Below are 25,597 nucleotides of genomic sequence, written 5' to 3'. Positions count from 1 at the left end.
CACCACCGTCGAGAAGCTGGCCGGGCTCAAACCCGCGTTCGACGACGCAGGCGTGATCCACGCCGGCAATTCCTCGCAGATCTCCGATGGGGCAGCGGCGTTGCTCGTGACGACATCAGAAATCGCGATCGAGCTCGGCTTGACCCCGCTGGTCCGATACACCGCCGGCGCAGTGACCGGGGCGGACCCAGTGCTGATGCTGACCGGTCCCATTCCGGCCACCGAGAAAGTGCTGAGCAAGGCCGGTGTCTCGATCTCCGACATCGGCGCGTTCGAGGTCAACGAGGCCTTCGCTCCGGTTCCGCTGGCCTGGCTCGCCGAAACCGGCGCCGACCCAGATCTGCTGAACCCGCTCGGTGGAGCCATCGCACTGGGGCACCCGCTCGGCGCGTCGGGCGCGGTCCTGATGACCCGCATGGCACATCACATGCGCGACAACGGCATTCGCTACGGGTTGCAAACCATGTGCGAGGGCGGCGGCACCGCCAACGCCACGATCGTAGAACTTGTTGCCTGACAGGGGAATTCATGCGCCGCGATCTATTCACCGAAGACCACGAGGCGTTCCGCGAGCTGGCTCGCGATTTCGTCGAGAAGGAGGTCGTACCCGCCTACCCGGAATGGGAGAAGGGCGGACGGATGCCACGTGACGTCTTCAAGAAGATGGGTGCGCTCGGGATGCTCGGGATGGCGATTCCCGAGGAGTACGGCGGTGCCGGCATGCCCGACTACCGCTACAACGTTGTGCTGCAAGAGGAGGCGGCCCGGGCGCTGGTAACACTGTCCACGGTGCGCACCCAACTCGAGGTGATCCTGCCGTACTTCCTGCACTACGCGAACGCAGAACAGCGCAAGCGCTGGTTTCCCGGCCTGGCCGACGGCACGCTGCTCACCGCGGTCGCGATGACCGAACCGGGAACCGGATCGGATCTCGCGGGTATGCGCACGACGGCTGTTCGGGACGGCGACCATTGGATCGTCAACGGCGCCAAGACGTTTATCACCGGCGGCATCCAGGCCGACCTCGTGATCGTGGTGGCGCGCACCTCCACCGACCCCGACAACCGGCGCAAGGGCCTGACGCTGCTCGTCGTCGAAGACGGGATGGAGGGCTTCACGCGCGGCCGCGAACTGGAAAAGATGGGCTGCAAGGTTCAGGACACCGCCGAACTGTCGTTCGTCGACGTCCGTGTCCCCATCGAGAACGTCCTGGGCGACGAGGGTGAGGCCTTCGGCTACCTAGGTCACAATTTGCCCCAGGAGCGTCTGACCGTGGCGGTCGGCTCGGTGGTGCAGGCGCGCTCGGCGATCGCGGCGGCGATCGAGTACACCAAGGACCGCAAGGCGTTCGGCCAGCCGGTCGCGTCGTTCCAGAACACCAAGTTCGAGCTTGCGGCGTGCTCCACGGAGGTCGAGGCCGGCCAGGCGATGCTGGATCGCGCGATCGCGCTGCACGTCGAGGGGGAGTTGTCAGCCGCCGATGCGGCGCGGGTGAAGTTGTTCTGCACCGAGATGCAGGCCCGGGTGGTAGATCGATGCCTGCAACTCTTCGGTGGCTACGGCTACATGATGGAGTATCCGATCGCCCGGCTGTACACCGATGCGCGGGTAGCGCGCATCTACGCGGGTACCAGCGAAGTAATGAAGGTGATCATCGCCAAGTCGCTCGGTTTATAACGGAAGCAAAAAATTCGGTTGAGACCCTTGTCACACTCGGCCAACCTACCTACTGTGTGTTCAGTTAGTTGGTTGGACGAAGGAGTCCGGTGCCCCAGACAAGGCCGTACGACTCGCTGCGGGCCAAGGGCGAGGATCGCAAGCAACGGATTCTGGCTGTGGCGCAGCGGCTGCTGACCCGCAACGGGTGGCGCAATACGACGCTGGCCCAGATTGCCGGTGAGGCCGGCGTCAGTCCGGCCGGCCTGCTCCACCACTTCGAATCCAAAGAGCAGTTGCTGCATGCGGTCCTCGACGCTCGCGACGCCGACGACGACGCGCACGCCGACCGGGCCGGCGACCTGATCTCGGAAGTGGCCGGTGTCGCCGATCGGTTCTACCGGTCGCCCGAATTGGTGGGCACCTACAGCGTGCTGCTGGCCGAGAATGTCGACCCGGACGCCCCGCTGCACGACCGGCTCGCCGACCGCTACCAGGCCGCGATCGACATCATCACCGCCCTCATTCGGCGGGGTCAGGAAGCGGGCCAGTTCCGCATGGATATCGATGTGACCGTCAAGGCAGTGCAAATCCTTGCCTTCATCACCGGAATGGAGACGACATGGTTGATCAATCCTTCGATACCGCTGAGCGAGGTCTTCAAGGAGTACTCGGAGTCGTTGGCCCGCGACATGGCACCGCCGAGCCCGGCGTGAGATACCGGCTCGACGTCGTCGCCGCGGATGTCGCCGACGTGGTGCGGTTCGCCGGCGGCTGGCTGTTCGACCGGGCGATGGCCGGCTGGGACGTGACGGTTCTGCTCGCCGACCCTCGCGATGACCGGCCGTTGCAGATTCTCGGCGCCCAGATCGTCGACCTCGAATACGCCTTGGCGACGGTGGGGCACCGGCCGCCCCCGCAGACCCTGGCGGCCGCCGCCGACCTGTTCGACTGCGACTCACGCGTGCGCGACGGCGTCCTGCAGGCACTCGAACAGGGCGCCACCGAAGTCACGCTGTGGGGACAGACGTGGCCGGCCGAGTTGGACGACAGCGTCGGGCTGGTCGAGCACCGGCTCAGCGCCGCGGCCCGGGCATTCAAGGCGCAGGCCCTCGCGGCGGCCGCGATCCGCGAGGATTCGATCGGGCCGATCGAGACCTTCCGCAGCCGGGTGATGTCCAGTCGATTGGTCGAGGCCGATCTGATTCCAGCCTTTTAGCCCGGCCGCGCGTCCTATTTCTGCAGCGCGTTGACGTCGCGGCATGCTCTATGGAAATCTAATACTCATCTCTGAGAGGCACATTCTCACTGATTGAGATTGGAACGGTGCGAGATGGTGAACGACCCCGCCGAGCTGGACTTCTTCCGCGGCAAGGACCTCATCGCGGATCCCTACCCGTACTACGAGTCGCTGCGGCAGCAATGCCCGGTGGCCAAGGAAAAGCACCACGACGTCACGATGGTGACCGGCTGGGAAGAGGCCTGCGCCGTGCTGAACGACGCCGAGACGTGGTCGTCGTGCAACTCGGTGACCGGACCGTTCCCCGGCTTTCCGGTATCCCTCGAAGGTCGGGGAGACAGCGACATCACAGAGCTGATCGAGCAACACCGCGACGAGCTGCCGTTCAGCGACCAGTTGCCCACCCTCGATCCACCGACCCACACCAACCACCGCTCCTTGCTGATGCGGCTGATCACCCCCAAACGCCTCAAGGAGAACGAGGACGCCATGTGGGAGCTCGCCGACCAGGCGCTCGACGATTTCCTCGCGCCGGGACGCGGCGAGTTCATCAAAGGCTTCGCCAGCCCGTTCACGCTCCTGGTCATCGCTGATCTGCTCGGCGTGCCGATGGAGGACCGCGACAAGTTCGTCAGGGGCATCCGCGATCACTCGGGTGGCGGTGTCGGCGGCACCGGCAAGGAGTCGCTTGCCCACAGTCCGCTGGAATTCCTTTACGGCCTGTTCTCCGATTATGTCGTCGACCGTCGCGCCAACCCCCGCGATGACGTGCTGACCGGCCTCGCCACCGCCACCTTTCCGGACGGTGCGACACCCGACGTCGGAGACGTCGCTCGCGTTGCGGCCAACGTCTTTTCGGCGGGTCAGGAAACCACTGTGCGGCTGCTTGGCGCGTCGCTGCAGACGCTGGGGGAGCGGCAGGACATCCAGGCGCAGCTGCGTAAGGACCGCAGCCTGCTTCCCAACTTCATCGAGGAGTCGCTGCGCCACGAGAGCCCGGTGAAGGGGGACTTCCGGTTGAACCGGAAGCCGGTCAACATCGGCGGGGTCGACCTACCGGCGGGCACCACGGTGATGGTGGTGCAGGCCGCCGCCAACCGCGATCCGCGCCGATTCGATGACCCCACTACGTTTGACCCGGCAAGAAAGAATGCCCGCCAACATATCTCGTTCGGTCGCGGTATCCACAGCTGCCCCGGCGCCCCGTTGGCCCGCGCCGAAACGCGGGTAGCTCTGGAACGACTGCTGGACCGAACGTCGGACATCCGGATCAGCGAGCAGCATCACGGCCCGGCCAATGATCGTCGTTACCAATATGTTCCGACGTACATCCTGCGCGGCCTGACCGAGCTGCACCTGGAGTTCACACCGGCATGAAGGTGTGGGTAGATGACCAGCGTTGTCGCGGCCACGGCATGTGCCTCACGCTCTGCCCGGACGTGTTCACCCTGACCGACGATGGATACGCGGTGTCGATCGATTCTGAGGTGCCGGCGGAATTGGAGTCGGCCACGCAGGAGGCCATCCAATGCTGTCCCGAACAGGCCATCAGCGAGAAATAGCAAGGAGTTTCGTCAACTATGCCCAAGGGATATGTCATTCTCACCGAGGCCATCAAGGACCCGGAAGGCATGAAGGCCTATGGCCGGGCCGCCGGCGCGGCGATGGGCGGAGTCAACATCCTCGCCGTCGACACCAAGGCCGAGACGCTCGAAGGCACCTGGCACGGCGACCAGACCGTGGTGCTGGAATTCGAGTCGGTGGACGCGGCGCGCGCCTGGTACGAGTCCGAGGAGTATCAGAAGGCCGCGAAGCTACGTCAGGCCGCCGCTGACTGCAACGCGGTGATCATCTCCGGGTTCGCCTGAGCCGCACCCGGTTACGTCAGTGCACCCCGATCTCGTCGCAGATCGGCCCGACGATGAAAAGGCCCCCACGAGGAGTGCAGAAGGGGTGCGGCGGTGGTGGCGGCGGCGGGGGCGGCCGCGTGAAAACGGGCGCTGGAACGTCAGCAAGCACGAAGCTGCCGTCGGTGGTTCCCCCGAAAGGCACGTTGCCCTGGCCCATCGGAACGATGTACCAGGTGTGGCACACACCCATGTCCCATCCAATGCCGCGGTACGGCACTCCCTGTCCGGGACACCAGGAATGAGGCTGGGGAGAGAACGTGTCGGCTTGGGCGACTCCTGCCGCGAGCCCGGTGGCAGCGATACTGCCGGCGAGCAACGCCCCGACGATTGCTTTCTTCATGGCGGTTCCTTCCACTTTTCTGCTCCGAAAAGTAGCCGCGCCCGCTTGATGGATTCTTAACGTCCGCGTTCCTAGAAGGGTGGCGGCTCGTCGTCTCCGGTGGGCGGCGCCGGTCCCGATGAGACCCTTTGGCGCGCTTGATGGTTGCGTTGTCGTTCGGTCGCGATGTAACGGGACCGGTTTTGGGCGCGGGTACGCCGACGCCTCGGCATCATCGCGGCGCGGTCAGCAGAGCGTCTTAGGTCGCGTATCGCGTCGGGCGCGCCGGTGGGTACGCAAAGACTCGGAAACAACAGGGCGCTGCCGGGGGTGGTGATGTAGGTCTGTCCAGCGGGTGAGGTCCAGATGACCGTGCCGTCGACGCCCCGGGCGTCGCAGTCGACGCCGCCGCTAGCGTGGTTTAAGCCGAAAGACGGGGATACGACGGCCAATTGGGTCTGTCTTGAGGCGATAGTCATTCCAACCGGCGTACACCTGCCCTGCGACGCCATAGAGGTATGCGTAGTCGTCAGGGTCAGTGACCTCCGTCGCTACGAATTTCTCGTCGCCGAACTCGCATTCCGGGTTTGCCTTGAGGTTGTGATACCACTGCGGGTGTTTTGGCTCCCCATAGTTTGAGGCGATGACGATGGCATCTGGTCCGTCGTGAAAGTACGTGAGTTGTACCTCTCGCGGTTGCCCAGACTTGGCCCCCGTCGTCAAGAGGGGTGCGGTGGACACCGAGCCAAGGACCGATGGATAGCGCCCCCGAGTCGCGCGGAATAACCACGGGTCGATGCGAGGGGAGATGTGACGGGCCATGAACTGTCCCGGACGCGAGCGTCCCCAGCTTTCAATTGCCGTGTATAGGCGCGTTCGCTTCTTGTGCGGATCGACGTAATGCAGCGGCATAAATCGAAAGATACCGTTGTCACCGCCTCCACAGGGCGAATTAGCCCAGGTCGGGCCACTATTCAGGGGGTGTCCTGGACGAATGACCGTGCCATCGGGCAGTTGTTGATCGCGCCAGCCCCAGAATGTTTTGAGCAAATGATGTCGATTGCGCGAATTACTCTAAAGAATTCTCGTGAGCAGCATAACGCTGCCCGATGCGCACCGGTCGAGCCGCTGCTCGGCTTAGACTTCTGCGGTGTTCTCGGAGACGCGCTATGCGCTGAACGGGGACTTGCGCGTCGCCTATAGGGCGTCGCCCAAGGGTGAACGCGACATCGTGTTCGTCCCGAATTGGTTCACATGCTGCGAACACCTGCCGGAGCTGCCACCTCTTCAGGGATGGGTGGAGGCGATGACATCGCTCGGTCGAGTGATCTTCTTCGACCAGCCGGGCAGTGGAGCGTCCGATCCTGTCGAGCCGGGCGCGCTGCCAACCTTGGAGCAATGGGCCGACAGCATCACTGCGGTGCTCGACGATCTCGAAATCCGCGAAGCAGTGCTCCTCACCCCGCCCGGCGCGTTAGCGCCGGGTGCACTATTCGCTGCTACGTATCCGGCTCGCACCACCGCGCTCGTAGTGCTGGAGGGCCACGCCAATCCGATTGCTGAACGCACCGATGGCGTCAATCCCGACGAAATCATCGCTGCCCTGGCAGCGATGTGGGGCACGGGCGAGTACTGGCTTTCGATCAATCCCGACATGCCGTGGAACGAGGAGATCAGCGCCGCGGTTGCGCGACATGACCGGCTTGCCGCGAGCCCACGAACCTACGCTCTCTTATTGCCTCTATTGACCGAGGTAGACGTGCGGGCGGTGCTCCCGACCGTCCGCGTATCAACTCTCGTGCTCCAGCACGCCGACGACCTGATGATCCCCCCGGCGTGGGGCAAGTACGTCGCCGATCACATACGTGGCGCGAAATACGTTGAGCTGCCTGGGCGCAACTTGTACCACTTCGTGGAACCGTGGCGGGATTCGTTCCAGGAGATCGCCGAATTCCTCACCGGACAGCGGGCCGAGGTGCCGGACGACCGGGTTCTCGCGACGGTGCTGTTCACCGACATCGTGGATTCGACGCACCGCGCGGCAGAGATGGGTGACCGGAACTGGCATGCGCTGCTTGACGCGCACGACGCCGTGATCCGTGTACAACTCGCTCGCTTTCGGGGCCGCGAGGTGAACACGTCGGGGGATGGCTTTCTCGCGACGTTCGATGGTCCGCAGCGGGCGATCCGCTGTGCCATAGCAATTCGTGACGCAGTGCAAGCCCTCGGCATACAGGTGCGCGCCGGGTTGCACACCGGCGAATGTGAGGTTCGCGGCGATGACATCGGCGGGATCGCGGTGCACATCGGCGCGCGCGTGAGCGCACTGGCCGGATCCAACGACGTGCTGGTGTCCAGCACGCTACGCGACCTGGTAATTGGGTCGGGGCTTGAGTTCGAGGACCGCGGTGCTCACCAACTCAAAGGCGTTCCCGGCGAATGGCGGTTGTTCGCCGTCGCCTCTGCTTAAAACGACGACGGCCGATTAGAAGGGCGGCGGCTCGTCGTCCCGGGCCGGTGGTGCGGGTCCGCCAAAGGCGGCGTGCTGGGTGGCTTGCCGCGCCGCCCGGTTGTGTCGCCGTTCTGCGGCAACGTAATTGGCCCGGTTCTGGGCGCGGGTGCGTCGACGCGTGGGCATCATCGCGGCACGGTCGGCACACCGCGACCGGTCAGGAACCGGCTCTAGCACCTGCGTGGGTACGCACAAACTGGGGAACAGGAAGGCGCTGCCCGGCGCCGTCACATACGTCTGCTCGGATGGTGAGATCCAGATGACGGTGCCGTCGGGCAGTTGCTGGTCAGACCAACCCCAGAACGTCTTGATCAAATGATGAAGGCGGCAAAGGCATTTGAGGTTCGACGCGTGCGTGCGACCCCCGTCGGCGTACGGGACGGTGTGGTCGAGATCGCAGCGCATCGCAGGCTTGTCACAACCAGGGAACCGGCACGTCAAGTCGCGGCAACGGACAAAATCGGCAAGGGCCTGCGACGGGGTGTAGCCGCGCTCCGGCGGCGCATCGGCGGGATGGACCAACGGACGAAGTTTGGCCGACGCGGCCAAATCAGCGATCAACTCCGGGGCAATCAGCGCGTCGGATCCGATCATCGAGCCATGCGTCTGCGCAGTGCCATCCAGGCTGGCCTGATCGGCGATCACGTGGATCACCACCGGACTTGGCGTGGGCGTGGCTGCGGCCGGGCAGCAGGGCTGCCCGCAGCGACAGCTCAGCCGATCGGCCCCGACCGCCATGGCTCCCAGGGCATCGGCGCGGCGCTGGTTGCGGGTGCGCGGGTCGTCGGCGCATACCGTGGCGGCGATGGCGTCCAGTCGGGCATCGACCGCGTGGGCATCGGTGGTGATCAGCCGGCCGAATATCTCGGTCAAGCCATCGGCGTCGCCCCAGATCGACACCTCCCGATCGCCGCGGCGTTCACGACGACGTCGCACCGCATCACGATCGGCGCGGACCACAATCCGGTCGACGTAACTGCCCAGTCGGCCCTGCGTGATCCCCGGCCATCGCGCGACCTTGATCGCCAACTCCGCATCGACCGCAGCCAGCACCTCAGCATCGGTGATCAGATCGGTGCGATAGACGATCGTCTGAAACGTCCGATAGTCAATATCGCCGGCCCGCAACAACTCGCCGACCCTGGGCAGCCGCAACCGCATCGCCCGCGAATACTCGAGGTAGCTGGAGGCCAACCCCTGGGTGATCCCCAACGCCGCAGCCACCTCCGCGGTGATCGCCTCCTGGGTGTCGGTGCACCAGGTCTCCCGCTCCCCGACCTCCCGTAACCACAGCACATCAAGCTCACCGATGACGGCCAGCCGCTGGCCTGCCGCCCGATTCTCCGTGCGCACCGCGGCACGCAACCGCTCCATCGCCGACGATGCATACTCGAACATACGTTCGATTGTGTCACGGCGGTCTGACAAACGTCATGTTCAGTACAGCACCTGGAGTGTTGAGTAGAGTCACGTCAAATGTCGAGCATCGCCGACGCCGGGCCCCATCGCCCAGGACGCCGCGTGCAGGCCGGTTGCGAGGTAGCCCGCAATCGGCACTATGACCGGGCCACTGTGCAACGTCAGCGGTTGCTCAGTCTGGTCGCCGTGATCGGGGGCTCCGTCACGGCGGGCTTCGGCATCATGCAGCTGATCTTCAGTGACAGCTTCGGGTACATCGGGTTTATCAACCTTGGCACTGTCGCCCTCTATGCGGCCATCCCATCGTTGTATCGATTCGGCGAGCTGGTCGCGCCACTCGCTTTGATCATGGTGGCCTATCTGTCGATGACCTTCGTGTGCTGGCATTTAGGCACCGGCACCGGTGTTGAGTTCTATTTCCTGATCGCAGCCGTAGCAGCTGTCATGGTGGTGGGTATCGAGCACATCGGTTTCGCCATCGCGGCCGCCGCCATCGGCATAAGCCTGGTTATCACACTGGAATTCAGCGTCCCGCGTGACACCGGCGCTGAGCCCGCATGGTTCGTCACAGTGGGATTCATCGTCAACACCATCGCGGCCGGCGTGCTGGCAGTCGCGATGGTCTGGTACGGACTGCGCCAGATCGCCAGCGCCGAGGCCGCGATGGAACAGGAATACCAGCGCTCCGAAGCACTGCTTGCCAACATCCTGCCGGCCAGCATCGCCGAACGGCTCAAGGACCGGTCGAATTCGGTCATCGCCGACAAATACGATGACGCCTCAATCCTTTTCGCGGATATCGCCGGCTACACCGAGCGGGCCAGCGACACCTCGCCAGAGGAGTTGGTCGCATTCCTCGACGACCTCTACACCAGCCTGGATGCGCTGGTAACCCGGCACGGTTTAGAGAAGGTGAAAACCAGCGGTGACGCGTACATGGTGGTCAGCGGCATCCCACAACCGCGTCCGGACCACCTCGAAGCACTAGCCGACCTTGCCCTCGACATCGCGGACGCCGTTGCCGGACTGACTGATTCGCGCGGGCGCGCCGTACCGCTGCGGATCGGTATGTCCAGCGGGCCTGTGGTAGCCGGCGTAGTCGGGTCGCAGCGGTTCTTCTACGACGTGTGGGGCGACGCCGTCAATGTCGCGTCCCGGATGGAGTCCACTGTTGCCGTTGGACGCATTCAAGTGCCGCAGCTGGCTTACGAACGACTTCGCGATCACTTTGCCTTCGAGGAACGCGGCGACGTCGAGGTGAAGGGCAAGGGCATCATGCATACCTGGTATCTGGTCGGCCGAAACGGCGACCAACCCGACTGATCGCCAAGGGTTTCTAGCGGCGCAGGCTTTCTTGCGCGGGCCACACTTCGGCTGCGGAAGGCGTGGCGCGCGAGCGTCGGTGGCCGATCACAGAGACCGCCCACAGCCCAACGACCACCAGTTCGGAGACCACGCTGATCGCCGCATGCGGCGACGGCTCCCATCCCGTTTCGGAGAAGCCGAAGAGGCCGACGGTGCGCGACAACGCAAATGCGCCCAGTGCACCACCGGCCAGCGCGGCAGCGGCCCATTGAAGCCACGATGGACCGCCGATCACAATCAGCAGGGCGAGAGCGAACGAGACACTGGCATGCACCAAGAACGCGGTGCCGATCGTCGGGATGTGATGGTAGCCATGGATATACAGATACGCGTGGCTGAACCCGCTGACCGCCAAAGCGACCGCCAAAGCGACAGCCAAAGCCAATCTGGTCACATTCATTGCAGCGCCTTTTCTTTCAACGCGAGAGTGGTTTGGCCCCGGGTGTAGCTGACCTCACGGATGCCCAGCGCGTCATGCAATTTGCCGGCCGGCAGGGTGACCGGTTTGGGCGCTGGACCATCACCGGGATGAGGCAGCGGATAGGCGGTGGTTGTTCCGCTGTGGAATGTCACGTTGCCTTCGGTCTTGGAAAACAGTTGATGGACATGCCCGTTGAGACAGGTGACCGATGAGAAGCGGCGCAGATAGCTCAGCGCCTGGGCCGCGTCGTCGGTGCCCCAGCCCCAATCCGGATACATGGCGAACAATGGGATATGGCTGAACACGATGATCGGCGTGTCGCTGGGCAGCGGCGCGACGTCCTTGGCGACGAACTCGAGTTGCTCAACACCAAGGTGCCCAAGCTTTTTCAGGTTCAGTGTGTTCACCAAGCCGATCACATGCACGCCGGCGATGTCGAAGCTGTACCAACCGTCGCCGCGGGTTCCGGCGCCGAACGCGCTGCGGTACTTCTGGCCCCCGTCGTCGACCGAGTCGTGTTCACCCGGGACGGTGAACACGTGCGGGGTACGCAGCCCGGTCATCATCTGCTTGACCTGATCGAACTGGCCAGGTGTGGCCAGATGGGTGAGGTCGCCGGTATGGATGACGAAATCCGGTGTGTAACCGAGGTTGTTGATCCGGTCGATCGCCTGGTTGAAGGAGCTCGCGACATTCGAATTGGCTTTGCCAAGAAATCCGATGTGGCTGTCGCTGACTTGGGCGAATCGCAGGGTCGGCCGGTTCGAACTGCGTGCGGCATCGGCGGTGCCGGCGGCGTGCGAGATGACCTCGCCGCCGACCACCGCCAGTCCGACGGCCGCGCCGAACCATGCGCTGTGCCGGATCAGTTGGCGACGGTTCATGGTGTGCGGATCGTCGGTCATTGCGTCACCACCACGGTCGCGTGCATGTACGGGTGGATCGAGCAGACATAGTCGAACTTGCCGGCCTTCGCGAAGGTGTAGGAAAACGTTGCCTGCGAACCCATTCCAGGCGAGTGGAACGATCCGTCATTGGCGACGACAGTGTGTGGTTCCTCATCTTTGTTGGTCCAGGTCACCGTGCTACCCGCGGGCACGGTCAGCGTCGCCGGGGCGAACGCGAAGTTGTCGATGCTGACGGCATTGCCGGACACCGGCGCCGCCGGTCCCGCCGTCGCGGCGGTGGTGCCCGCCGGCATGTTGGGCATCGGCGCCATCCCGCTCATCCCCGGCATTCCGGGAGTGGTCGCCGCCGACCCGAATGTCACCGACGGCGTCGTCGTCGCCGACTGGTGCGACGAGCATCCCGCCACCACCATCAGACCCACCAACACAGCACGTGCGCCCCAAGGTCGTGCGGGCATAGCGATACACCTCCATCTTCGGCGGAAAAGTACACGTCGCCAATAGATAGGGCGGTGGGTTACACGTGGCTAGGCCGGCTTGCTCGGCGGTGCCGGAACGAACACCTCGATAGCGCCGTTTTGTTCGCGAACCATCAACGTGGGCAACGGTTTCGGAGCTATCGGTAATTGATGCGTCAGCACCTGGCCGGCGGGCGCAAACGACGTCGAGTGGCACGGGCAGCGCAGTCGGTCGTCGGGCGCGTCGAACCAGAGTCGGCAACCCTGGTGCGTGCATACCCCCGAGACGGCTTCGGCCTTGCCGTCCACACGGCGCACGAACCCGATGACTGAACCGACATCGAAAGGTCGCATGACCCCGTCGGTCACCTCTGCGCTGGCCGCGACTCGCATCCAGCGTCCGGTCGTCGGTGTGAGCTCCCGAGACTCGCTGTTGCCGTCGTCGGCAACCTGGGCACTATCGATCAACGCGCGATCGATAGATACCGCCGCCACCGCGGCTGCCGCGGCGGCCGATGTGCCGACGAGGACGTTCCTGCGGGTCGCAGTCGACTTCGACACCGGCTGTCCGGCGCCTGCCTGCTGCGCGGCGAGACGACGATGCAGATCGGTGAGGAACTCCTGTCGCGGAGCGTCGCTGCCCAACCGCGCCGCCTGCAGTTCGATGGCCGTCCGAATTTGCGCGGCTTCGAACTCGTCGGGCCGGAACGGCTTTGGGCGGCGGCCACGCAGCAGGTCGTCGATGTACCTGCGTAATGCGCGCGCTTTCATGATTCGCCCTTTTCGTTGACCTGTGCGGCCAGCCGCAATGCCCGATGCTGAAGCACCTTTGCATTGGCGACAGTGACCCCGAGTTCGGCGGCCGACTCCTTGATCGAACGCCCTTGCAGGAAGCGTAGTTCCAAGATCCGCCGGTAGTTGTCCGGCAACTGCTCGAGGACACCGGCCACCCGCTGCGGGGCGGTGCTGATCGCCTCCTCACTCTCGGGCGGCTGTTCGATGTCGTCGATCGAGGTGATCTCCCGACCGAGGGTCTCGCGCCAGTGCGCGGCCAAGACCGTTCGGGCGGTGGCGCGTAGGTAGCCGCGAACCTCGCCGACGCTGGCGGTCAGTCGCAGCGGCCGCAACGCCGCCAGAAAGACCTCGGCGGTGAGGTCCTCCGCGTCGGCCCGGTTACCGACTCGGGCATAGATGGTGCGATACACCCAGGTGGCGTTGTCTTGGTAGACCGCCTCCCAGTCCGGGTAGCCGTCGCCGGACACCAACCGCAAGGGTCGCGGGCCGACGGGATCGCCGTGTGCCGTCACATATCGCCTGCCTGTCGAGAGCGTGGCTCCACTGGAATCTTGCCTGACAGTGGTTTATAGCGTCGCGGGTTACACGCGGCCGCGGCTCGTTAACCCTTGCTGCGGCGAAACAGGAAGGTCACGCTGCGTCGGCGATTTTCGAATCCGGGCGCAAACTTGAAGTCGTCAGTCCGATGAAAGAGGTGGCCTTCGAACAGGACTGCCCGGTTCGCGCGATGCGGGATGACCTGCGACTCGGCGTTGTGCTCGTCGAGGTATTTCCGCACTCGATCGCCGCCGGAGTTGTAGTCGTCGAAGCTCCAGTCGCTCGGTGCCGCCTTATCCCAGATGACCAGGCCGCCCGACTCCGGGTCGAGGTTCGCCGAGTCGGGAGTGATCCACAGGTTCAGCGAAAAATCGGCATCGTCGCCGTGGATGTCGGTTCCGGGCAGGTTGGTGTTGTAGACGAATCCCCACCAGGCGCCGAACTGGTAACCGTCGAAAGCGTCACCGAGTGCGGCGATGGTTTCCTCGGCGATGGCGAACAGCGACGTGCTGGCGAACCCGTCTTGAGGAAACGCGCCGACGTAGCCGAATTTGTACGGGTGACGCCAAATGGTGGACTCCAGGCAGAACTTGCGGACTTGTTCCAGTGCCTCCGGCGTCAGGAAGTCGTCGATCACTTGAACCTTCTCGCCGGCCAGGACGCCGTGCTGGATCGCTTGGTAGTCGACGGCAGTGTTCACGTATCGCGGAAGCCGCTGTTCCTCAACACGGACGTATGGCGGGTCGGCAAGGAACTGATTGCCGCTCCCCGGAATGGAAACCCACGGCGCCTCGCCGTCTGCCTCATCGATGACGTTCGTAAGGCCGCGACGAAGAACCTCGAGTTGGTCGGTCATCTCCCCGGCGCTATCACCGTTTGCCGCCAGGATGTGCTCGAGTTGCTCGATGTTGTGCAACGCAAAATGCGCCGGGATGGAAAACTGCGCGGGTGGCGCCTGCTGTTGTTCGCGGCAGAGTGCGGCCAGTGCAACGTACTCCGACAAGGCCGAATCTAGTTGCCCCAGAGCAAGATTCGCCTTCCCCAGCAAGTCACGAGCCGGCGCCGACGACGGGTCCTTCTCCACCGCTGCCGTGGCGTAGCGCAACGCGTTGTCCTTGTGCCCCAGTTCCAGATACGACGTCGCCAGCAGGTAGAGCGCTTCGAGGGTGGGACTCTGGTTGACGAGGTCTTCGAGGATTTCCGCCGCTGGCTCGAAACTACCCGCCTGCATGAGCCGTTCGGCTTCGCTCAGGGTGGTCAACGCTTGCGACATTTGTGTTCCGATCAAAAAAGCTGTCGGCCGGACACCTTCACGGTGCCCGGCCGACGGAGAGTCGTGATTTTAGCCAGCGCTGGCGGCGTTCGCGGCTTCGGTAGCTGCGTACGACCCGGCGCTGGTTCCTAGCGTGTTGACGAACTGCTCGTGGATCGCCTGGGCCTGCGCGGCGACGGCCTGGTACAGCTGAGCGTGGGCGGCGAACTGCGCGGCGGTCAGCGCCGACACCTCGTCGGCCGCGGCGGGGACAACCCCGGTGGTGGGAGCGGCAGCGGCGGCATTCTGCGCGCTGAACGAGGAGCCGATACCGCCCAAGGCGGTTGCGGCCGTACTCAGCGCTTCGGGCTGCGTGGTGACGAATGACATGTGTATGTCTCCTCGAGGGCGAACTCCGCAATCGGGCGCGGAGAGACTGAACTATTGGCTTGTGCGTCGACTGTAGGTCCAGCCCGACTCATCAATCTTACGACCGTGCCGGCTCCGGATGCCGTATCTGCAGGTTAACCCTTACGGATTACCTCGCCGGCGACCACCCAAAACCTACTGCGGCGTGCTGAAACGCCGCTCGATCCAGAACGCATCGGGGTCCGCCGAACCCAGCGGTCGCCGGTAAGAATCTCCTCGCACATAAACGCTGCCGTCCGTTCACGCCGCGGTCCGGAATTTTGGATGCGCAGATTTTTATTCGCGGCTACCGATCGTTCACCCACCGCGACGGGCTTCACGACCATCTCCCGATAGGTGATCTTGCCAGGTAAACCCTGGTTTTGGCATCGCGGTCATCGGCCCGCCAAGCGGGGGTCGCGGCACCTCGCGACTGACGTCGGCACGGCGTTGACCGGCCTTGGTTTCGCGAAGGCTGGCTAATCTTCGGTGCAGGGAAAATCAGGCAGCTGCCAGGCAATTTGCACTTAATTGTCTGCGCTGAAGGACGCCCCTGGAAGCTTTTTGCCGCCGCTCGGCGCTGGACAGACGCTGGGCATTGGGGACACATAGCCGGAGCGAGGGACACGGATGGTTTTCGATTTTGGAGCGCTACCGCCGGAGATCAACTCCGGCAAGATCTACACGGGGCCGGGTTCGGCGCCGCTGCTGGCGGCGTCGACCGCTTGGAATGCGTTGGCGAGCGAGCTGCAAGCCACGGCGGCCGGATACACGTCCTCTATCACCGAGCTGGGCTCGAGCTGGACGGGTCCGTCGTCGACGGCTGCGGCCAGCGCGGCAGCGCCCTTCACATCATGGCTGACCACCACCGCCGCCCAGGCCGAGCAGACCGCGGCTCAGGCGCAGGCCGCGGCGGCCGCTTACGAGGCCGCGTTCGCCGCCAGCATCCCGCCGCCGGTGATCGAGGCCAACCGCGCGTTGCTGGCCGCACTGGTTGCCACGAACTTCCTGGGGATCAACACCCCTGCGATCGCCGCGACCGAGGCGGCCTACGCCGAGTTCTGGGCCCAGGACGCAGGCGCGATGTACGCGTACGCCGGGGCCGCTAGCACCGCGAGTCAGCTGACCCCGTTCACCGACGCTCCGGCGACCACCACTGACAGCGGGCAGGCTGCCCAGGCGGCGTCGACAGCCCAGGCGGCGGCCGCACAGCCCGCCGATGCGACCAGCGACATTTTGGCGTTCCTGACGCAGCTGAACACCCAGCTGACGACTCTGAACACCGACATCACAGGCTTCGCAACACAGTTGACGGCTGCTGAGACCGCGTTCATCAGCTCCCTGGGGATCACGGGGACGCTGCCGACATCCGTGACGGGCGGGTTGAGCAGCATCGGGCAGCTGTTCACTGCGTTGAACGGCAGCATCAGCACCTTCCTCGCCGGGCCGTTCAGCCCGCTGGGCTTCACCTCCGGTTTCATCAGGAGCTTCTACCAAGCCGCGGTCAGTATCCCAAACCTCGGCGTCGGTATTCAGGGCATCGGCCCGCTGATCCACCCGACGCCCATCACCGGGGCGCTGTCCCCGCTGCTGCACAGCGGGCTGCTGAGCGGCTCCTACAGCGGTGCAGGCAGCGCCGAAACGCTCGCATCGGTAGGCCGGGCCGGCTACATCGGTTCGCTGTCGGTTCCGCAGAACTGGGCGGCCGCGACACCGGCCATCCGAACGGTTGCCGCCGAGATGGAAGCGTCCGCGGTCGACGCAGCTCCGGAAATGGGGCTCGCTCAGCCCGGCATGTTCGGCCAGACGGCGCTGTCCAGCCTCGCCGGGCGCGCCATCGGCGGGACCGCCACCCGTGCGGCTGTCGGCCAGGGCTTCCGCGTGCCGGGCGCCGTCGCTGTCGACGAGATCGCCACCACCGCCACCATCATCGTCATCCCGCCGAGCGCGGAATAAGGAGAGGCAGCAATGGTTTTCGATTTCGCAGCGCAGCCGCCGGAGCTCATCTCCGCCAAGATCTATTCGGGTCCGGGAGCGGAGTCCCTGACAGCCGCCGCGGCTGCCTGGGACGCCCTGGCCAGCGAATTGCAGTCCACCGCAACGCAGTTCCAGTCGACGATTTCCGGCCTGGTCGGTGGCGACTGGACCGGTCCGTCGGCGGAGGCGGCCGCAGCGGCCGCCGCGCCGTACGTGTCATGGTTGGGGACGACGGCAGGACAGGCCGAGCAGACCGCCGGTCAGGCCAAGGCCGCGGCCAGCGCCTACGAGACCGCGTTGGCGGCCACCGTGCCACCGGCCGAGATCCTGGCCAACCGCACTGAGCTGTTGCAACTGATACCGGCCAACCTCTTCGGTCAGTACAACGCGGCGATCGCGGCGTTGGAGGCCGAGTACGCGCAGTTCTGGGCCCAGGACGTCGCGGCCATCACCGGGTATGCGGGTTCGTCGCAGGCGGCCACCACCGGATTGGGCTCCTTCACCGAGGCGCCGCAAACCACCAACGACAACGGGACGGCAGCACAGGCGGCCTCGACCGCACAGGCCGCCGCAACGGCCCCGGTGGATCCGTTGACGCAGATCATCACCCAGATCGAGACCGATGTGAACTCGTTCTCAAAGGCCCTGACCACCTTCAACAGCACCTACACGAACTTCTTCACCAACGGACTCGGCCTCCTTCCAGGAGGCTCGAGCCTGTCTTCGGCGTACCAAGGCGTGTTGAGTTTCGCGAACAGCGTGGGCAGTCAGGCGACCTACACCAACGTCGTCAACAGCACGACCAGCCTCGGCATCTCCCAGTGGAAGAACTTCTTCATCTACCAGCCGTGGAGCCACGGCATCGGGCTCGGCTCGCTGGGTGCCGGGTTGTCCTCGCCGGGGCACGCCGCAGGTCTGGGAGGACTAGGAGCACGTGCGGCGGCAGGGGCGCTGGGCAGCGCGCACACGGTGGGCAAGTTGTCGGTGCCGCCCAGCTGGGCCGGCGCCACCCCCGCGATCAGGCTCGCCGCGACGTCATTGCCGGACGGCGCTTTTGCCGCGACGGCCGCTCCGACGATGGAGGTCCCGCTGAGCGCGCTCAACCAGGCAAGCCTCGGCAGCCTGGCCGGTGGCGCGCTCGGCAGCCCGGCGTCCCGCGTCGTCAGCTCCACGGGCGTGCGGGCCAAGGTGACCACGCCCGCGCGGACGAAGGGACCGATCCCGCTCGACAAGGTGATCGCGAAGCTGCAGGAGTCGCCCGACGAAGTGCAGCACTGGAACGTCGACGAGGCGGGACTCGACGACCTGGTCGCCAAGCTGTCGACCAAACCAGGCATTCACGCCGTCCATCTGACCGATGGCAAGGCCACCCCGGCGGTCGCGAAGGCCGCCGGGGAAACCGGATAAGGAGGATCGATGAAATCGTTACTCGCCATTCTTGGCGTATCACTGGGACTCATACTTGCCGTGCCGGCGCACTCCGAGCCTGGGCTCGACGAGCCGTCGAGCGACGAGAACAACAGCTCTTTCATCTCTGACCTCAACAAGGTGGGAATCGGCTTTTCCGATCCGGCCCAGGCTGTCAGCGCGGGTCAGGCCGTGTGCGGTTGCCTTCACAACGGCATGGGGGGCCTGCACCTCATCCAGCACCTGCAGGAGAGTAACCCGGCCCTCACCGAAAGCGGCGCCGCTCAATTCGCGACGATCTCGGCAAAGGCGTACTGCCCGAAGCAGCTCGAGGAAGAGCACGCGCCTGGGCATAAGTACATGAAGGGCAACGCTCCAGGTAAAGGCACCGGAGACGGGGAGTCGACCGTGCCGAAAGGCCCCGGCGGCGGTGGCGGCGGCGACTAGGCCTTGACTGCCTCGACAAAATAGCCGCGGGGTGCGTTGGGTACATCAGCCGGAATCGGCGGGTGTGCCCAACGTTTCCATCTGTTGCCCGGTACGGCCATGTCGGTGACGCTGGCTGACCAGCCGTGGTTTTCAACGAGGGCGGCCGGTGTGTCACTGCTGAAAACCCATGGCGCGCCGAGCTTTTGCATGTACGCCAGGGTGGCCGCCGAGAACGGGGCGTTCAGCAATGCCGTGCCGACGACGTCGTAGAGCAGCACCGAACCGGGCGCGGACAGCGCGTCGACGCGGGCGAACAGTTGGTCGACAGCTGAGGCTTCGAGATACTGCAACAGACCTTCAATCAGCCAGATTGTCGGCACTTCGGGGTTAAACCACTGCACCTCAAGCGCTTTGGGCCAGTCATCGGCGAGGTCGACGCCGACTGCCACGCGCCGACAGCGCGGCTTCTCACCGGCAAGCCGCTCGTCTTTGATCGCCATCACGTGTGGCTGGTCGACCTCGAACACGGTGGTGCCCTTCGGCCACCGCAGTCGGTAGGAGCGGGCGTCCATACCCGCGGCCAAGATCACCGCCTGCGATGCGGCCACGCGCACCAGTGCCTCGTCGTAAAGCCTTGTGCGCACGACGATCGGCGCCGACGGCTGGCCAGTCTCCGCAGTCGCCTCGGCGAGCAGATGCCGGCCATCCTCGCCGGCCAGTCGTTGGGCGAACGGATCGTGAAAGAGGGCGTCGTCGCGCACGGATTCCTCGGCGCGCATGGCCGCGACGAGGAGGCCGGTGGCCGCTACCGCGTGTTTGGTGTTGTCCATCGGCCCATCATGAGGCGCAGCCAGCATCGCGTCCCAGTCCCCCGGCCGCTCCGGTCCCATCTGCTCGACGATAATGCCGCGCGCCGTCGCCGACCTGCGCCGCTTGCCACCCGGCCGCGGCAGTTACTAGGATGTCCTAGTAAACCCACCTGCTTCTTTTTCTATGTCCGAGGACACCATGACCACACAGATTCCGCATTTCATCGACGGACGCCGGAGCAACCTCGCATCGACCCGGACCGCCGACGTACTCAACCCCAGCACGGGCGCGGTGCAGGCACAGGTCCTGCTGGCTTCAGCCGCCGACGTCGACACCGCGGTCGCCTCCGCCAAGGAGGCGCAGAAGGAGTGGGCGGCGTTCAACCCGCAACGCCGCGCCCGGGTGATGATGAAGTTCGTCGAACTGGTCAACGCCAATGTCGAAGAGCTCGCCGAGCTGCTCAGCCTGGAACACGGCAAGACGGTGCCGGACAGTAAGGGCGACATCCAGCGCGGTATCGAGGTCATCGAGTTCTGCATCGGCATCCCGCATTTGCTCAAGGGTGAGTTCACCGAGGGCGCCGGTACGGGCATCGACGTGTACTCCGTCCGCCAACCGCTCGGCGTGGTCGCCGGCATCACCCCGTTCAACTTCCCGGCGATGATCCCGCTGTGGAAGGCGGGCCCCGCGCTGGCATGCGGAAATGCGTTCATTCTCAAGCCTTCCGAGCGCGACCCGTCGGTGCCGGTCCGGCTGGCGGAACTGTTCCTCGAAGCCGGCCTGCCCGCGGGCGTATTCCAGGTCGTCCAGGGCGACAAGGAAGCCGTCGACGCGATCCTGCATCACCCCGACATCCAGGCCGTCGGCTTCGTGGGCAGCTCCGACATCGCGCAGTACATCTACGAGAACGCGGCGGCCAACGGCAAGCGCTCGCAATGCTTCGGCGGCGCGAAGAACCACATGGTCGTCTTGCCGGACGCCGACCTGGACCAGGCTGTCGACGCGCTGATCGGCGCCGGTTACGGCAGCGCCGGCGAGCGGTGCATGGCAATCAGTGTCGCGGTGCCCGTCGGCGAGGAGACGGCAAACCGATTGCGCAACAGGCTTGTTGAGCGCATCAACCAGCTGAGGGTCGGGCACAGCCTGGACCCGAAGGCCGACTACGGCCCGCTCGTCACCGATGCCGCGCTCAAGCGGGTCCGCGACTACATCGGCCAGGGCGTCGAGGCGGGCGCCGATTTGGTGGTCGACGGCCGCGAGCGCACCACCGATGAGCTGACCTTCGATGACGCCAGCCTGGAGAAGGGCTTCTTCATCGGGCCCACCCTCTTCGACCACGTCACCACCGACATGTCGATCTACACCGACGAGATCTTCGGCCCGGTGCTGTGCATCGTGCGCGCGCACGACTACGAAGACGCGCTGCGGCTGCCGACCGAACACGAATACGGCAACGGCGTAGCGATTTTCACCCGCGACGGCGACGCCGCCCGCGACTTCGTGTCCCGTGTCCAGGTGGGCATGGTCGGCGTCAACGTACCGATACCGGTGCCGGTGGCCTACCACACCTTCGGCGGCTGGAAGCGGTCCGGCTTCGGCGATCTCAACCAGCACGGCCCCGCGTCGATCCAGTTCTACACCAAGGTCAAGACCGTGACGGAGCGTTGGCCATCGGGCATCAAGGACGGCGCCGAATTCAGCATCCCGACAATGAAGTAGCCCTGGTGACGCAATTGTTCGGCCTCGACGACGACGAACGGGTCATCACCGAGACGGCGGCCGCGTTCGCCGCCAAAAAACTTGCCCCGTATGCGTTGGAATGGGATGCCGCTCAGCACTTCCCGGTCGACGAGCTACGGGAGGCGGCGAGCCTCGGGATGGCGGCCATCTACTGCCGCGACGACGTGGGCGGCAGCGCGCTGCGCCGGCTGGACGGGGTGCGGATCTTCGAGCAACTCGCGACGGCCTGCCCGACGATCTCCGCGTTTCTGTCGATCCACAACATGTGCGCCTGGATGATCGACGCGTTCGGCACCGACGAGCAACGCAAGGGCTGGGTGCCGCGGCTGGCCTCGATGGACGCGATCGCCAGCTACTGCCTGACCGAACCCGGTGCCGGCTCGGACGCCGGCGCGTTGAGCGCCAAGGCGGTCAAGCAGAACGGCGACTATGTGCTCGACGGCGTCAAGCAGTTCATTTCCGGGGCCGGCACCTCGGACGTGTACGTGGTGATGGCGCGCACCGGTGGCGAGGGCCCACGCGGAATATCGGCGTTCATCGTCGAAAAGGGAACCCCAGGACTGAGTTTCGGTGCACACGAAGAGAAGATGGGCTGGAACGCACAGCCGACCGCGCAGGTGGTGCTCGACGGGGTGCGGGTGCCGGCCGACGCGATGCTCGGCGGCGTTGACGGCGAGGGCGGCGGCTTCGGCATCGCGATGAACGGCCTCAACGGCGGCCGGATCAACATTGCGGCGTGCTCGTTGGGCGGCGCGCAGGCCGCGTACGACAAGGCCGCAAACTATGTCGCGCATCGCGAGGCGTTCGGGGCTCCCCTGCTCGACGAGCCCACTATCCGGTTCACCTTGGCCGACATGGCCACCGCGCTGGAGACGTCGCGACTGATGCTGTGGCGGGCGGCCGCCGCACTGGACAGCGACGACGACGACAAAGTCGAACTGTGCGCGATGGCCAAACGGTATGTGACCGATGCGTGTTTCGACGTCGCCGACAAGGCGCTGCAATTGCACGGCGGCTACGGCTATCTTCGCGAGTACGGTCTGGAGAAGATCGTGCGCGATCTCCGGGTGCACCGCATCCTGGAGGGCACCAACGAAATCATGCGGGTGGTCATCGGCCGGGCCGAAGCCGCCCGGGTCCGCGCCAGCGCCTAGGAGGGCCAGAGCAGATGTCCACGGTCGCGTTTTTAGGGCTCGGTCACATGGGCGGTCCCATGTCGAAGAATCTGGTCGACGCCGGCCACACCGTGCGGGGCTTCGACCCGGTCCCGGTAGCCGCCGAAGCCGCTGCCGGCCACGGGGTCGTGGTGTTGGACAGCGGTGCGGACGCGGTCGCCGGGGCGGACGTCGTCATCACGATGCTCCCGCACGGCGAGGCGGTCAAACGCTGCTACGCCGAGATCCTGCCGGCAGCCGGTGAAGGCGCGTTATTCATCGACAGCTCAACCATTTCCGTCGGCGACGCCCGCGAAGTCCACGCGTTGGCGGGTTCGCACGGCGTGGCCCAGCTCGACGCGCCGGTCTCCGGCGGGGTCAAGGGCGCTGTCGCCGGCACGCTGGCATTCATGGTCGGTGGCGAAGACGAGGCACTGGAGTTGGCCCGTCCGGTGCTGGAGCCGATGGCGGGCAAGATCATTCACTGCGGCGCTGCCGGTGCCGGCCAGGCCGCCAAGGTGTGCAACAACATGGTGCTGGCAGTGCAGCAGATCGCGATCGGCGAAGCATTCGTACTGGCCGAAAAGCTCGGGCTGTCGGCGCAGTCGTTGTTCGACGTGATCACCGGCGCGACCGGAAACTGCTGGGCGGTGCAGACCAACTGCCCGGTGCCCGGCCCGGTGCCGACATCGCCGGCCAACAACGACTTCAAACCCGGCTTCGCCACCGCGCTGATGAACAAAGACCTCGGGCTGGCGATGGATGCGGTCAACTCGACCGGTTCAGCCGCACCGCTGGGTAGCCACGCCGCCGACATCTACGCGAAGTTCGCAACGACCAACGCCGACAAGGACTTCAGCGCGATCATCGAGACGCTTCGCGGCTAGGCGGCTTGCCGGATCCACCAGCGTCGGTGCGCTTGCTGACAACTGGCCGCCGACAACTCCCTGTTGTCAACGAATACAGCAGGCAGCCCCGCGGCGGCCGACGCACGCAAGGCGCAACCCGAGCCGGTGACGGCCAGCGCGGCCCGCGGCGTTATTCCGAGCTCCCACAACGCCAGCCGGTACAGCTCGCCGCTGCGAGCAAGGGCCGTGTCTGGCTCGGATAGGTCGTCGATGGTCACGATGGTCTCAACGAGACCGTCACCGAGAAGTTGCCGCACCTGCATTTCAACCTCGGCCCGTGGCCGGGTGCTCACCACGCACACCCAGATACCCGCGACAAACAGGCTCATCACCGCATCGACGAGATCGGTCCGGGGACCGTCATGTTCGACGTCGGGAAGCGCGGTGTCGGCGTCGAAGATCACCGCGCGCAGAACATCGGCTTCCGTCCGCGCTTCTCGGTCCCACCAAAAACTGCGGGCTCCACGAGTCTGACCCTTGGCTCGCACGCCCACAGGGTGCCCCGAACCGGGGTTGCCCAGCCTCCCCCATTAGGGGGATTCGCGTGACCAACTTGCATACTGTGGTGCCATGGCGGCCCCGGTACGACTTGTCCTCGTCGATGACCACGAGATGGTCATCGAAGGACTCAAGGCGATGTTGGCCGCGTTCAAGGACCGGGTGCAGGTGGTCGGTCAGGCCGTCGGCGCGGATCGCGCCGTCGAGGTCGTCGACGACCTGCAGCCCGACGTGGTGCTGTGCGATGTGCGCATGCAGGGCTCCAGCGGATTGGACTTGTGCAAGTCGCTGCGCGAGCGCGACGCACGCCGCAAAGTCGTGATGCTCTCGGTCTACGACGACGAGCAGTACCTCTATCAGGCGCTGCGGGTGGGCGCGAGCGGATACCTGCTCAAAAGCATCAACAGTGACGAGTTGGTGCGCCAGCTGGAATTGGCCCATCACGGCGACACCGTGATCGACCCGGGGATGGCGGCGCGTGCGGCCGACACCGCGGCCCGCATGCAGCGGGACGAATTCTGGCCGGGCGCCCGGCAGGGGCTTACGCAGCGTGAGAGCGAAATCCTGTCGTGCATGGTCAACGGGCTGTCCAACCGCGGGATCGCCAACAAGCTGGTGATCGGCGAGGAGACGGTCAAAAGTCATCTGCGCGCGATCTATCGCAAGCTCGGGGTGAACGATCGCACCGGTGCGGTGGCCACGGCGCTGCGCGAGGGCATCTACCAATGACCACCGCACCTGACAACAGCGCCCGCGGCTCGCACGCCGTGCACGATCTCGTCGACACCGATCGGGAATTGGCGCTGCTGCGGGAACTCATCCAGGCCGCCTCGACCGGGCCAGGGGTGGGACCGCTGGCCGCCGCTGCGGCGCGGATGATCACCGCGGCCACCGGAACCGACGTGTGTTTCGTGCACGTGCTCGACGACAGCGACCGCTCGCTCACCCTCGCCGGTGCCACGCCGCCGTTCGACGGCCAAGTGGGAAAGATCCGGCTGCCCTTGGGATCCGGCATTTCCGGCTGGGTGGCCCGGCATCGTGAGCCCGTCGTCATCACCCACGACAAGGAAGCCGATCCGCGGTACCTGCCGATCGAGTCGCTGCGCGGACGCGACTTCACCTCGATGGTCTCGATGCCGATGGAAACCGATCCCGGCGGCTTGGTCGGCGTGCTCAACGTGCACACGGTGGCTCGCCGCGAATTCACCGACGGTGACGTCGAACTGCTGCGCGTGATCGGCCGGCTGATCGCCGGCGCCATGCATCAGGCCCGGTTACACCGGCAGCTGGTGGCCAGGGAACGGGCCCACGAGCTGTTCGTCGAGCAGGTGATCGAGGCTCAGGAAATCGAACGTCGTCGCGTCGCAGGCGATATCCACGACGGCATCTCGCAGCGTCTGATCACGCTGTCGTACCGGCTCGACGCGGCAGCGCGCGCCGTCGGCGACGATCCCACCGAGGCCTCCAGCCAACT

At 65.3% G+C, this 25,597-nt stretch carries 28 protein-coding genes and 2 pseudogenes; 17 read left to right on the top strand and 13 right to left on the bottom strand.

Going from position 1 to position 25,597, the window contains the following annotated elements:
* The 7 genes from VN856_RS04560 to VN856_RS04530 all read left to right on the top strand — a co-directional run.
* On the top strand, nt 1–517 hold a 517-nt coding region (locus tag VN856_RS04560), incomplete at its 5' end, for a thiolase family protein (RefSeq protein WP_325686584.1).
* Nucleotides 518–528: 11 nt separating this feature from the next.
* A complete protein-coding gene (locus VN856_RS04555; protein ID WP_325686582.1) occupies nt 529–1,677 on the top strand; it encodes an acyl-CoA dehydrogenase family protein in 1,149 nt (382 codons plus the stop codon).
* Between the two features lie 89 nt (nt 1,678–1,766).
* Nucleotides 1,767–2,372: a TetR/AcrR family transcriptional regulator gene (locus tag VN856_RS04550; RefSeq protein ID WP_325686580.1), complete on the top strand. Its 606-nt coding sequence runs from the start codon at nt 1,767–1,769 to the stop codon at nt 2,370–2,372.
* On the top strand, nt 2,369–2,875 hold the full coding sequence (locus VN856_RS04545) for a hypothetical protein (RefSeq protein ID WP_325686578.1): 507 nt from the start codon (nt 2,369–2,371) through the stop codon (nt 2,873–2,875). Before VN856_RS04550 ends, VN856_RS04545 begins: the two co-directional genes overlap by 4 nt.
* A gap of 114 nt (nt 2,876–2,989) precedes the next feature.
* Nucleotides 2,990–4,273: a cytochrome P450 gene (locus tag VN856_RS04540; RefSeq protein WP_325686576.1), complete on the top strand. Its 1,284-nt coding sequence runs from the start codon at nt 2,990–2,992 to the stop codon at nt 4,271–4,273.
* Nucleotides 4,270–4,458 carry a ferredoxin gene (locus tag VN856_RS04535; protein WP_325686574.1) on the top strand — a complete coding sequence of 63 codons (189 nt, stop codon included), beginning with the start codon at nt 4,270–4,272 and terminating at the stop codon, nt 4,456–4,458. Before VN856_RS04540 ends, VN856_RS04535 begins: the two co-directional genes overlap by 4 nt.
* 18 nt (nt 4,459–4,476) lie before the next feature.
* Nucleotides 4,477–4,764: a DUF1330 domain-containing protein gene (locus VN856_RS04530; protein ID WP_325686572.1), complete on the top strand. Its 288-nt coding sequence runs from the start codon at nt 4,477–4,479 to the stop codon at nt 4,762–4,764.
* A 16-nt stretch (nt 4,765–4,780) separates the two neighbouring features.
* On the opposite strand, the gene VN856_RS04525 is transcribed toward VN856_RS04530, so the two are convergent.
* The 3 genes and pseudogenes from VN856_RS04525 to VN856_RS04515 form a co-directional block, all read right to left on the bottom strand.
* On the bottom strand, nt 4,781–5,146 hold the full coding sequence (locus VN856_RS04525; protein ID WP_325686570.1) for a hypothetical protein: 366 nt from the start codon (nt 5,144–5,146) through the stop codon (nt 4,781–4,783).
* A gap of 71 nt (nt 5,147–5,217) precedes the next feature.
* Nucleotides 5,218–5,505 (bottom strand): annotated as a pseudogene (locus tag VN856_RS04520) (hypothetical protein); the annotation flags it as partial.
* A 31-nt stretch (nt 5,506–5,536) separates the two neighbouring features.
* Entirely contained in the window at nt 5,537–6,037 is a 501-nt protein-coding gene (locus VN856_RS04515) for a nitroreductase family deazaflavin-dependent oxidoreductase (protein ID WP_325686568.1), read from the bottom strand.
* 238 nt (nt 6,038–6,275) lie between these two features.
* On the opposite strand from VN856_RS04515, the gene VN856_RS04510 reads away from it, so the two are divergent.
* Entirely contained in the window at nt 6,276–7,595 is a 1,320-nt protein-coding gene (locus VN856_RS04510; RefSeq protein ID WP_325686566.1) for an adenylate/guanylate cyclase domain-containing protein, read from the top strand.
* A gap of 15 nt (nt 7,596–7,610) precedes the next feature.
* Here VN856_RS04510 and VN856_RS04505 read toward each other — a convergent pair whose 3' ends face one another.
* The gene (locus VN856_RS04505; protein ID WP_325686564.1) at nt 7,611–9,035 is read right to left on the bottom strand and encodes an HNH endonuclease signature motif containing protein; all 1,425 of its coding nucleotides are present in this window, start codon (nt 9,033–9,035) and stop codon (nt 7,611–7,613) included.
* A 78-nt stretch (nt 9,036–9,113) separates the two neighbouring features.
* On the opposite strand from VN856_RS04505, the gene VN856_RS04500 reads away from it, so the two are divergent.
* Complete coding sequence (locus VN856_RS04500) at nt 9,114–10,379, top strand: adenylate/guanylate cyclase domain-containing protein (RefSeq protein ID WP_325686562.1); 1,266 nt, start codon at nt 9,114–9,116, stop codon at nt 10,377–10,379.
* A 13-nt stretch (nt 10,380–10,392) separates the two neighbouring features.
* Here VN856_RS04500 and VN856_RS04495 read toward each other — a convergent pair whose 3' ends face one another.
* The 7 genes from VN856_RS04495 to VN856_RS04465 all read right to left on the bottom strand — a co-directional run bounded on the left by VN856_RS04495 (nt 10,393) and on the right by VN856_RS04465 (nt 15,182).
* Nucleotides 10,393–10,821 carry a hypothetical protein gene (locus VN856_RS04495; protein WP_325686560.1) on the bottom strand — a complete coding sequence of 143 codons (429 nt, stop codon included), beginning with the start codon at nt 10,819–10,821 and terminating at the stop codon, nt 10,393–10,395.
* Entirely contained in the window at nt 10,818–11,747 is a 930-nt protein-coding gene (locus VN856_RS04490; protein WP_325686558.1) for a metallophosphoesterase family protein, read from the bottom strand. Before VN856_RS04490 ends, VN856_RS04495 begins: the two co-directional genes overlap by 4 nt.
* Nucleotides 11,744–12,208 (bottom strand): cupredoxin family copper-binding protein, encoded by a 465-nt coding sequence (locus VN856_RS04485; RefSeq protein ID WP_325686556.1) that lies wholly within the window; start codon nt 12,206–12,208, stop codon nt 11,744–11,746. Before VN856_RS04485 ends, VN856_RS04490 begins: the two co-directional genes overlap by 4 nt.
* A gap of 69 nt (nt 12,209–12,277) precedes the next feature.
* Entirely contained in the window at nt 12,278–12,979 is a 702-nt protein-coding gene (locus tag VN856_RS04480; RefSeq protein ID WP_325686554.1) for a Rieske (2Fe-2S) protein, read from the bottom strand.
* The gene (locus VN856_RS04475) at nt 12,976–13,515 is read right to left on the bottom strand and encodes an RNA polymerase sigma factor (RefSeq protein ID WP_325686552.1); all 540 of its coding nucleotides are present in this window, start codon (nt 13,513–13,515) and stop codon (nt 12,976–12,978) included. Before VN856_RS04475 ends, VN856_RS04480 begins: the two co-directional genes overlap by 4 nt.
* An 89-nt stretch (nt 13,516–13,604) precedes the next feature.
* Nucleotides 13,605–14,813: a tetratricopeptide repeat protein gene (locus VN856_RS04470; protein WP_325686550.1), complete on the bottom strand. Its 1,209-nt coding sequence runs from the start codon at nt 14,811–14,813 to the stop codon at nt 13,605–13,607.
* 69 nt (nt 14,814–14,882) lie between these two features.
* On the bottom strand, nt 14,883–15,182 hold the full coding sequence (locus tag VN856_RS04465) for a PE family protein (RefSeq protein WP_325686548.1): 300 nt from the start codon (nt 15,180–15,182) through the stop codon (nt 14,883–14,885).
* A 648-nt stretch (nt 15,183–15,830) separates the two neighbouring features.
* On the opposite strand from VN856_RS04465, the gene VN856_RS04460 reads away from it, so the two are divergent.
* From VN856_RS04460 to VN856_RS04450, 3 genes and pseudogenes are all read left to right on the top strand, one after another.
* On the top strand, nt 15,831–17,156 hold the full coding sequence (locus tag VN856_RS04460; RefSeq protein WP_325686546.1) for a PPE family protein: 1,326 nt from the start codon (nt 15,831–15,833) through the stop codon (nt 17,154–17,156).
* Between the two features lie 12 nt (nt 17,157–17,168).
* Nucleotides 17,169–18,584, top strand: a complete 1,416-nt coding sequence (locus VN856_RS04455; RefSeq protein ID WP_325686544.1) for a PPE family protein — start codon at nt 17,169–17,171, stop codon at nt 18,582–18,584.
* 9 nt (nt 18,585–18,593) lie between these two features.
* Nucleotides 18,594–18,929, top strand: a pseudogene (locus VN856_RS04450) (DUF732 domain-containing protein); the annotation flags it as partial.
* Nucleotides 18,930–19,027: 98 nt separating this feature from the next.
* On the opposite strand, the gene VN856_RS04445 reads toward VN856_RS04450, so the two are convergent.
* The gene (locus tag VN856_RS04445; protein ID WP_325686588.1) at nt 19,028–19,843 is read right to left on the bottom strand and encodes an SAM-dependent methyltransferase; all 816 of its coding nucleotides are present in this window, start codon (nt 19,841–19,843) and stop codon (nt 19,028–19,030) included.
* A 178-nt stretch (nt 19,844–20,021) separates the two neighbouring features.
* On the opposite strand from VN856_RS04445, the gene VN856_RS04440 reads away from it, so the two are divergent.
* From VN856_RS04440 to mmsB, 3 genes are read left to right on the top strand one after another with little or no spacing between them, the layout of a single operon-like run.
* Nucleotides 20,022–21,542, top strand: coding sequence for a CoA-acylating methylmalonate-semialdehyde dehydrogenase (locus tag VN856_RS04440; protein WP_325686542.1), 1,521 nt, complete (start codon nt 20,022–20,024; stop codon nt 21,540–21,542).
* Between the two features lie 14 nt (nt 21,543–21,556).
* Complete coding sequence (locus VN856_RS04435; RefSeq protein ID WP_325686586.1) at nt 21,557–22,717, top strand: acyl-CoA dehydrogenase family protein; 1,161 nt, start codon at nt 21,557–21,559, stop codon at nt 22,715–22,717.
* 14 nt (nt 22,718–22,731) lie between these two features.
* Nucleotides 22,732–23,604: a 3-hydroxyisobutyrate dehydrogenase gene (mmsB, locus tag VN856_RS04430; RefSeq protein ID WP_325686540.1), complete on the top strand. Its 873-nt coding sequence runs from the start codon at nt 22,732–22,734 to the stop codon at nt 23,602–23,604.
* On the opposite strand, the gene VN856_RS04425 is transcribed toward mmsB, so the two are convergent.
* A complete protein-coding gene (locus tag VN856_RS04425; RefSeq protein ID WP_325686538.1) occupies nt 23,601–24,113 on the bottom strand; it encodes a haloacid dehalogenase in 513 nt (170 codons plus the stop codon). The two genes, mmsB and VN856_RS04425, sit on opposite strands and share 4 nt — an antisense overlap.
* Before the next feature lie 82 nt (nt 24,114–24,195).
* Between VN856_RS04425 and VN856_RS04420 the strand changes: the two genes are divergently transcribed.
* Both VN856_RS04420 and VN856_RS04415 read left to right on the top strand, forming a co-directional pair.
* Entirely contained in the window at nt 24,196–24,852 is a 657-nt protein-coding gene (locus VN856_RS04420; RefSeq protein ID WP_325686536.1) for a response regulator transcription factor, read from the top strand.
* The coding region (locus VN856_RS04415) for a GAF domain-containing protein (protein WP_325686534.1) at nt 24,849–25,597 on the top strand (749 nt) is incomplete at its 3' end. The genes VN856_RS04420 and VN856_RS04415, both read left to right, overlap by 4 nt.

This window comes from Mycobacterium sp., assembly GCF_035603715.1.
Classification (GTDB): Bacteria; Actinomycetota; Actinomycetes; order Mycobacteriales; family Mycobacteriaceae; genus Mycobacterium.
The sequence above is the reverse complement of the archived record's forward strand: the minus strand, read 5'-3'. Positions and strand labels throughout refer to the sequence as shown.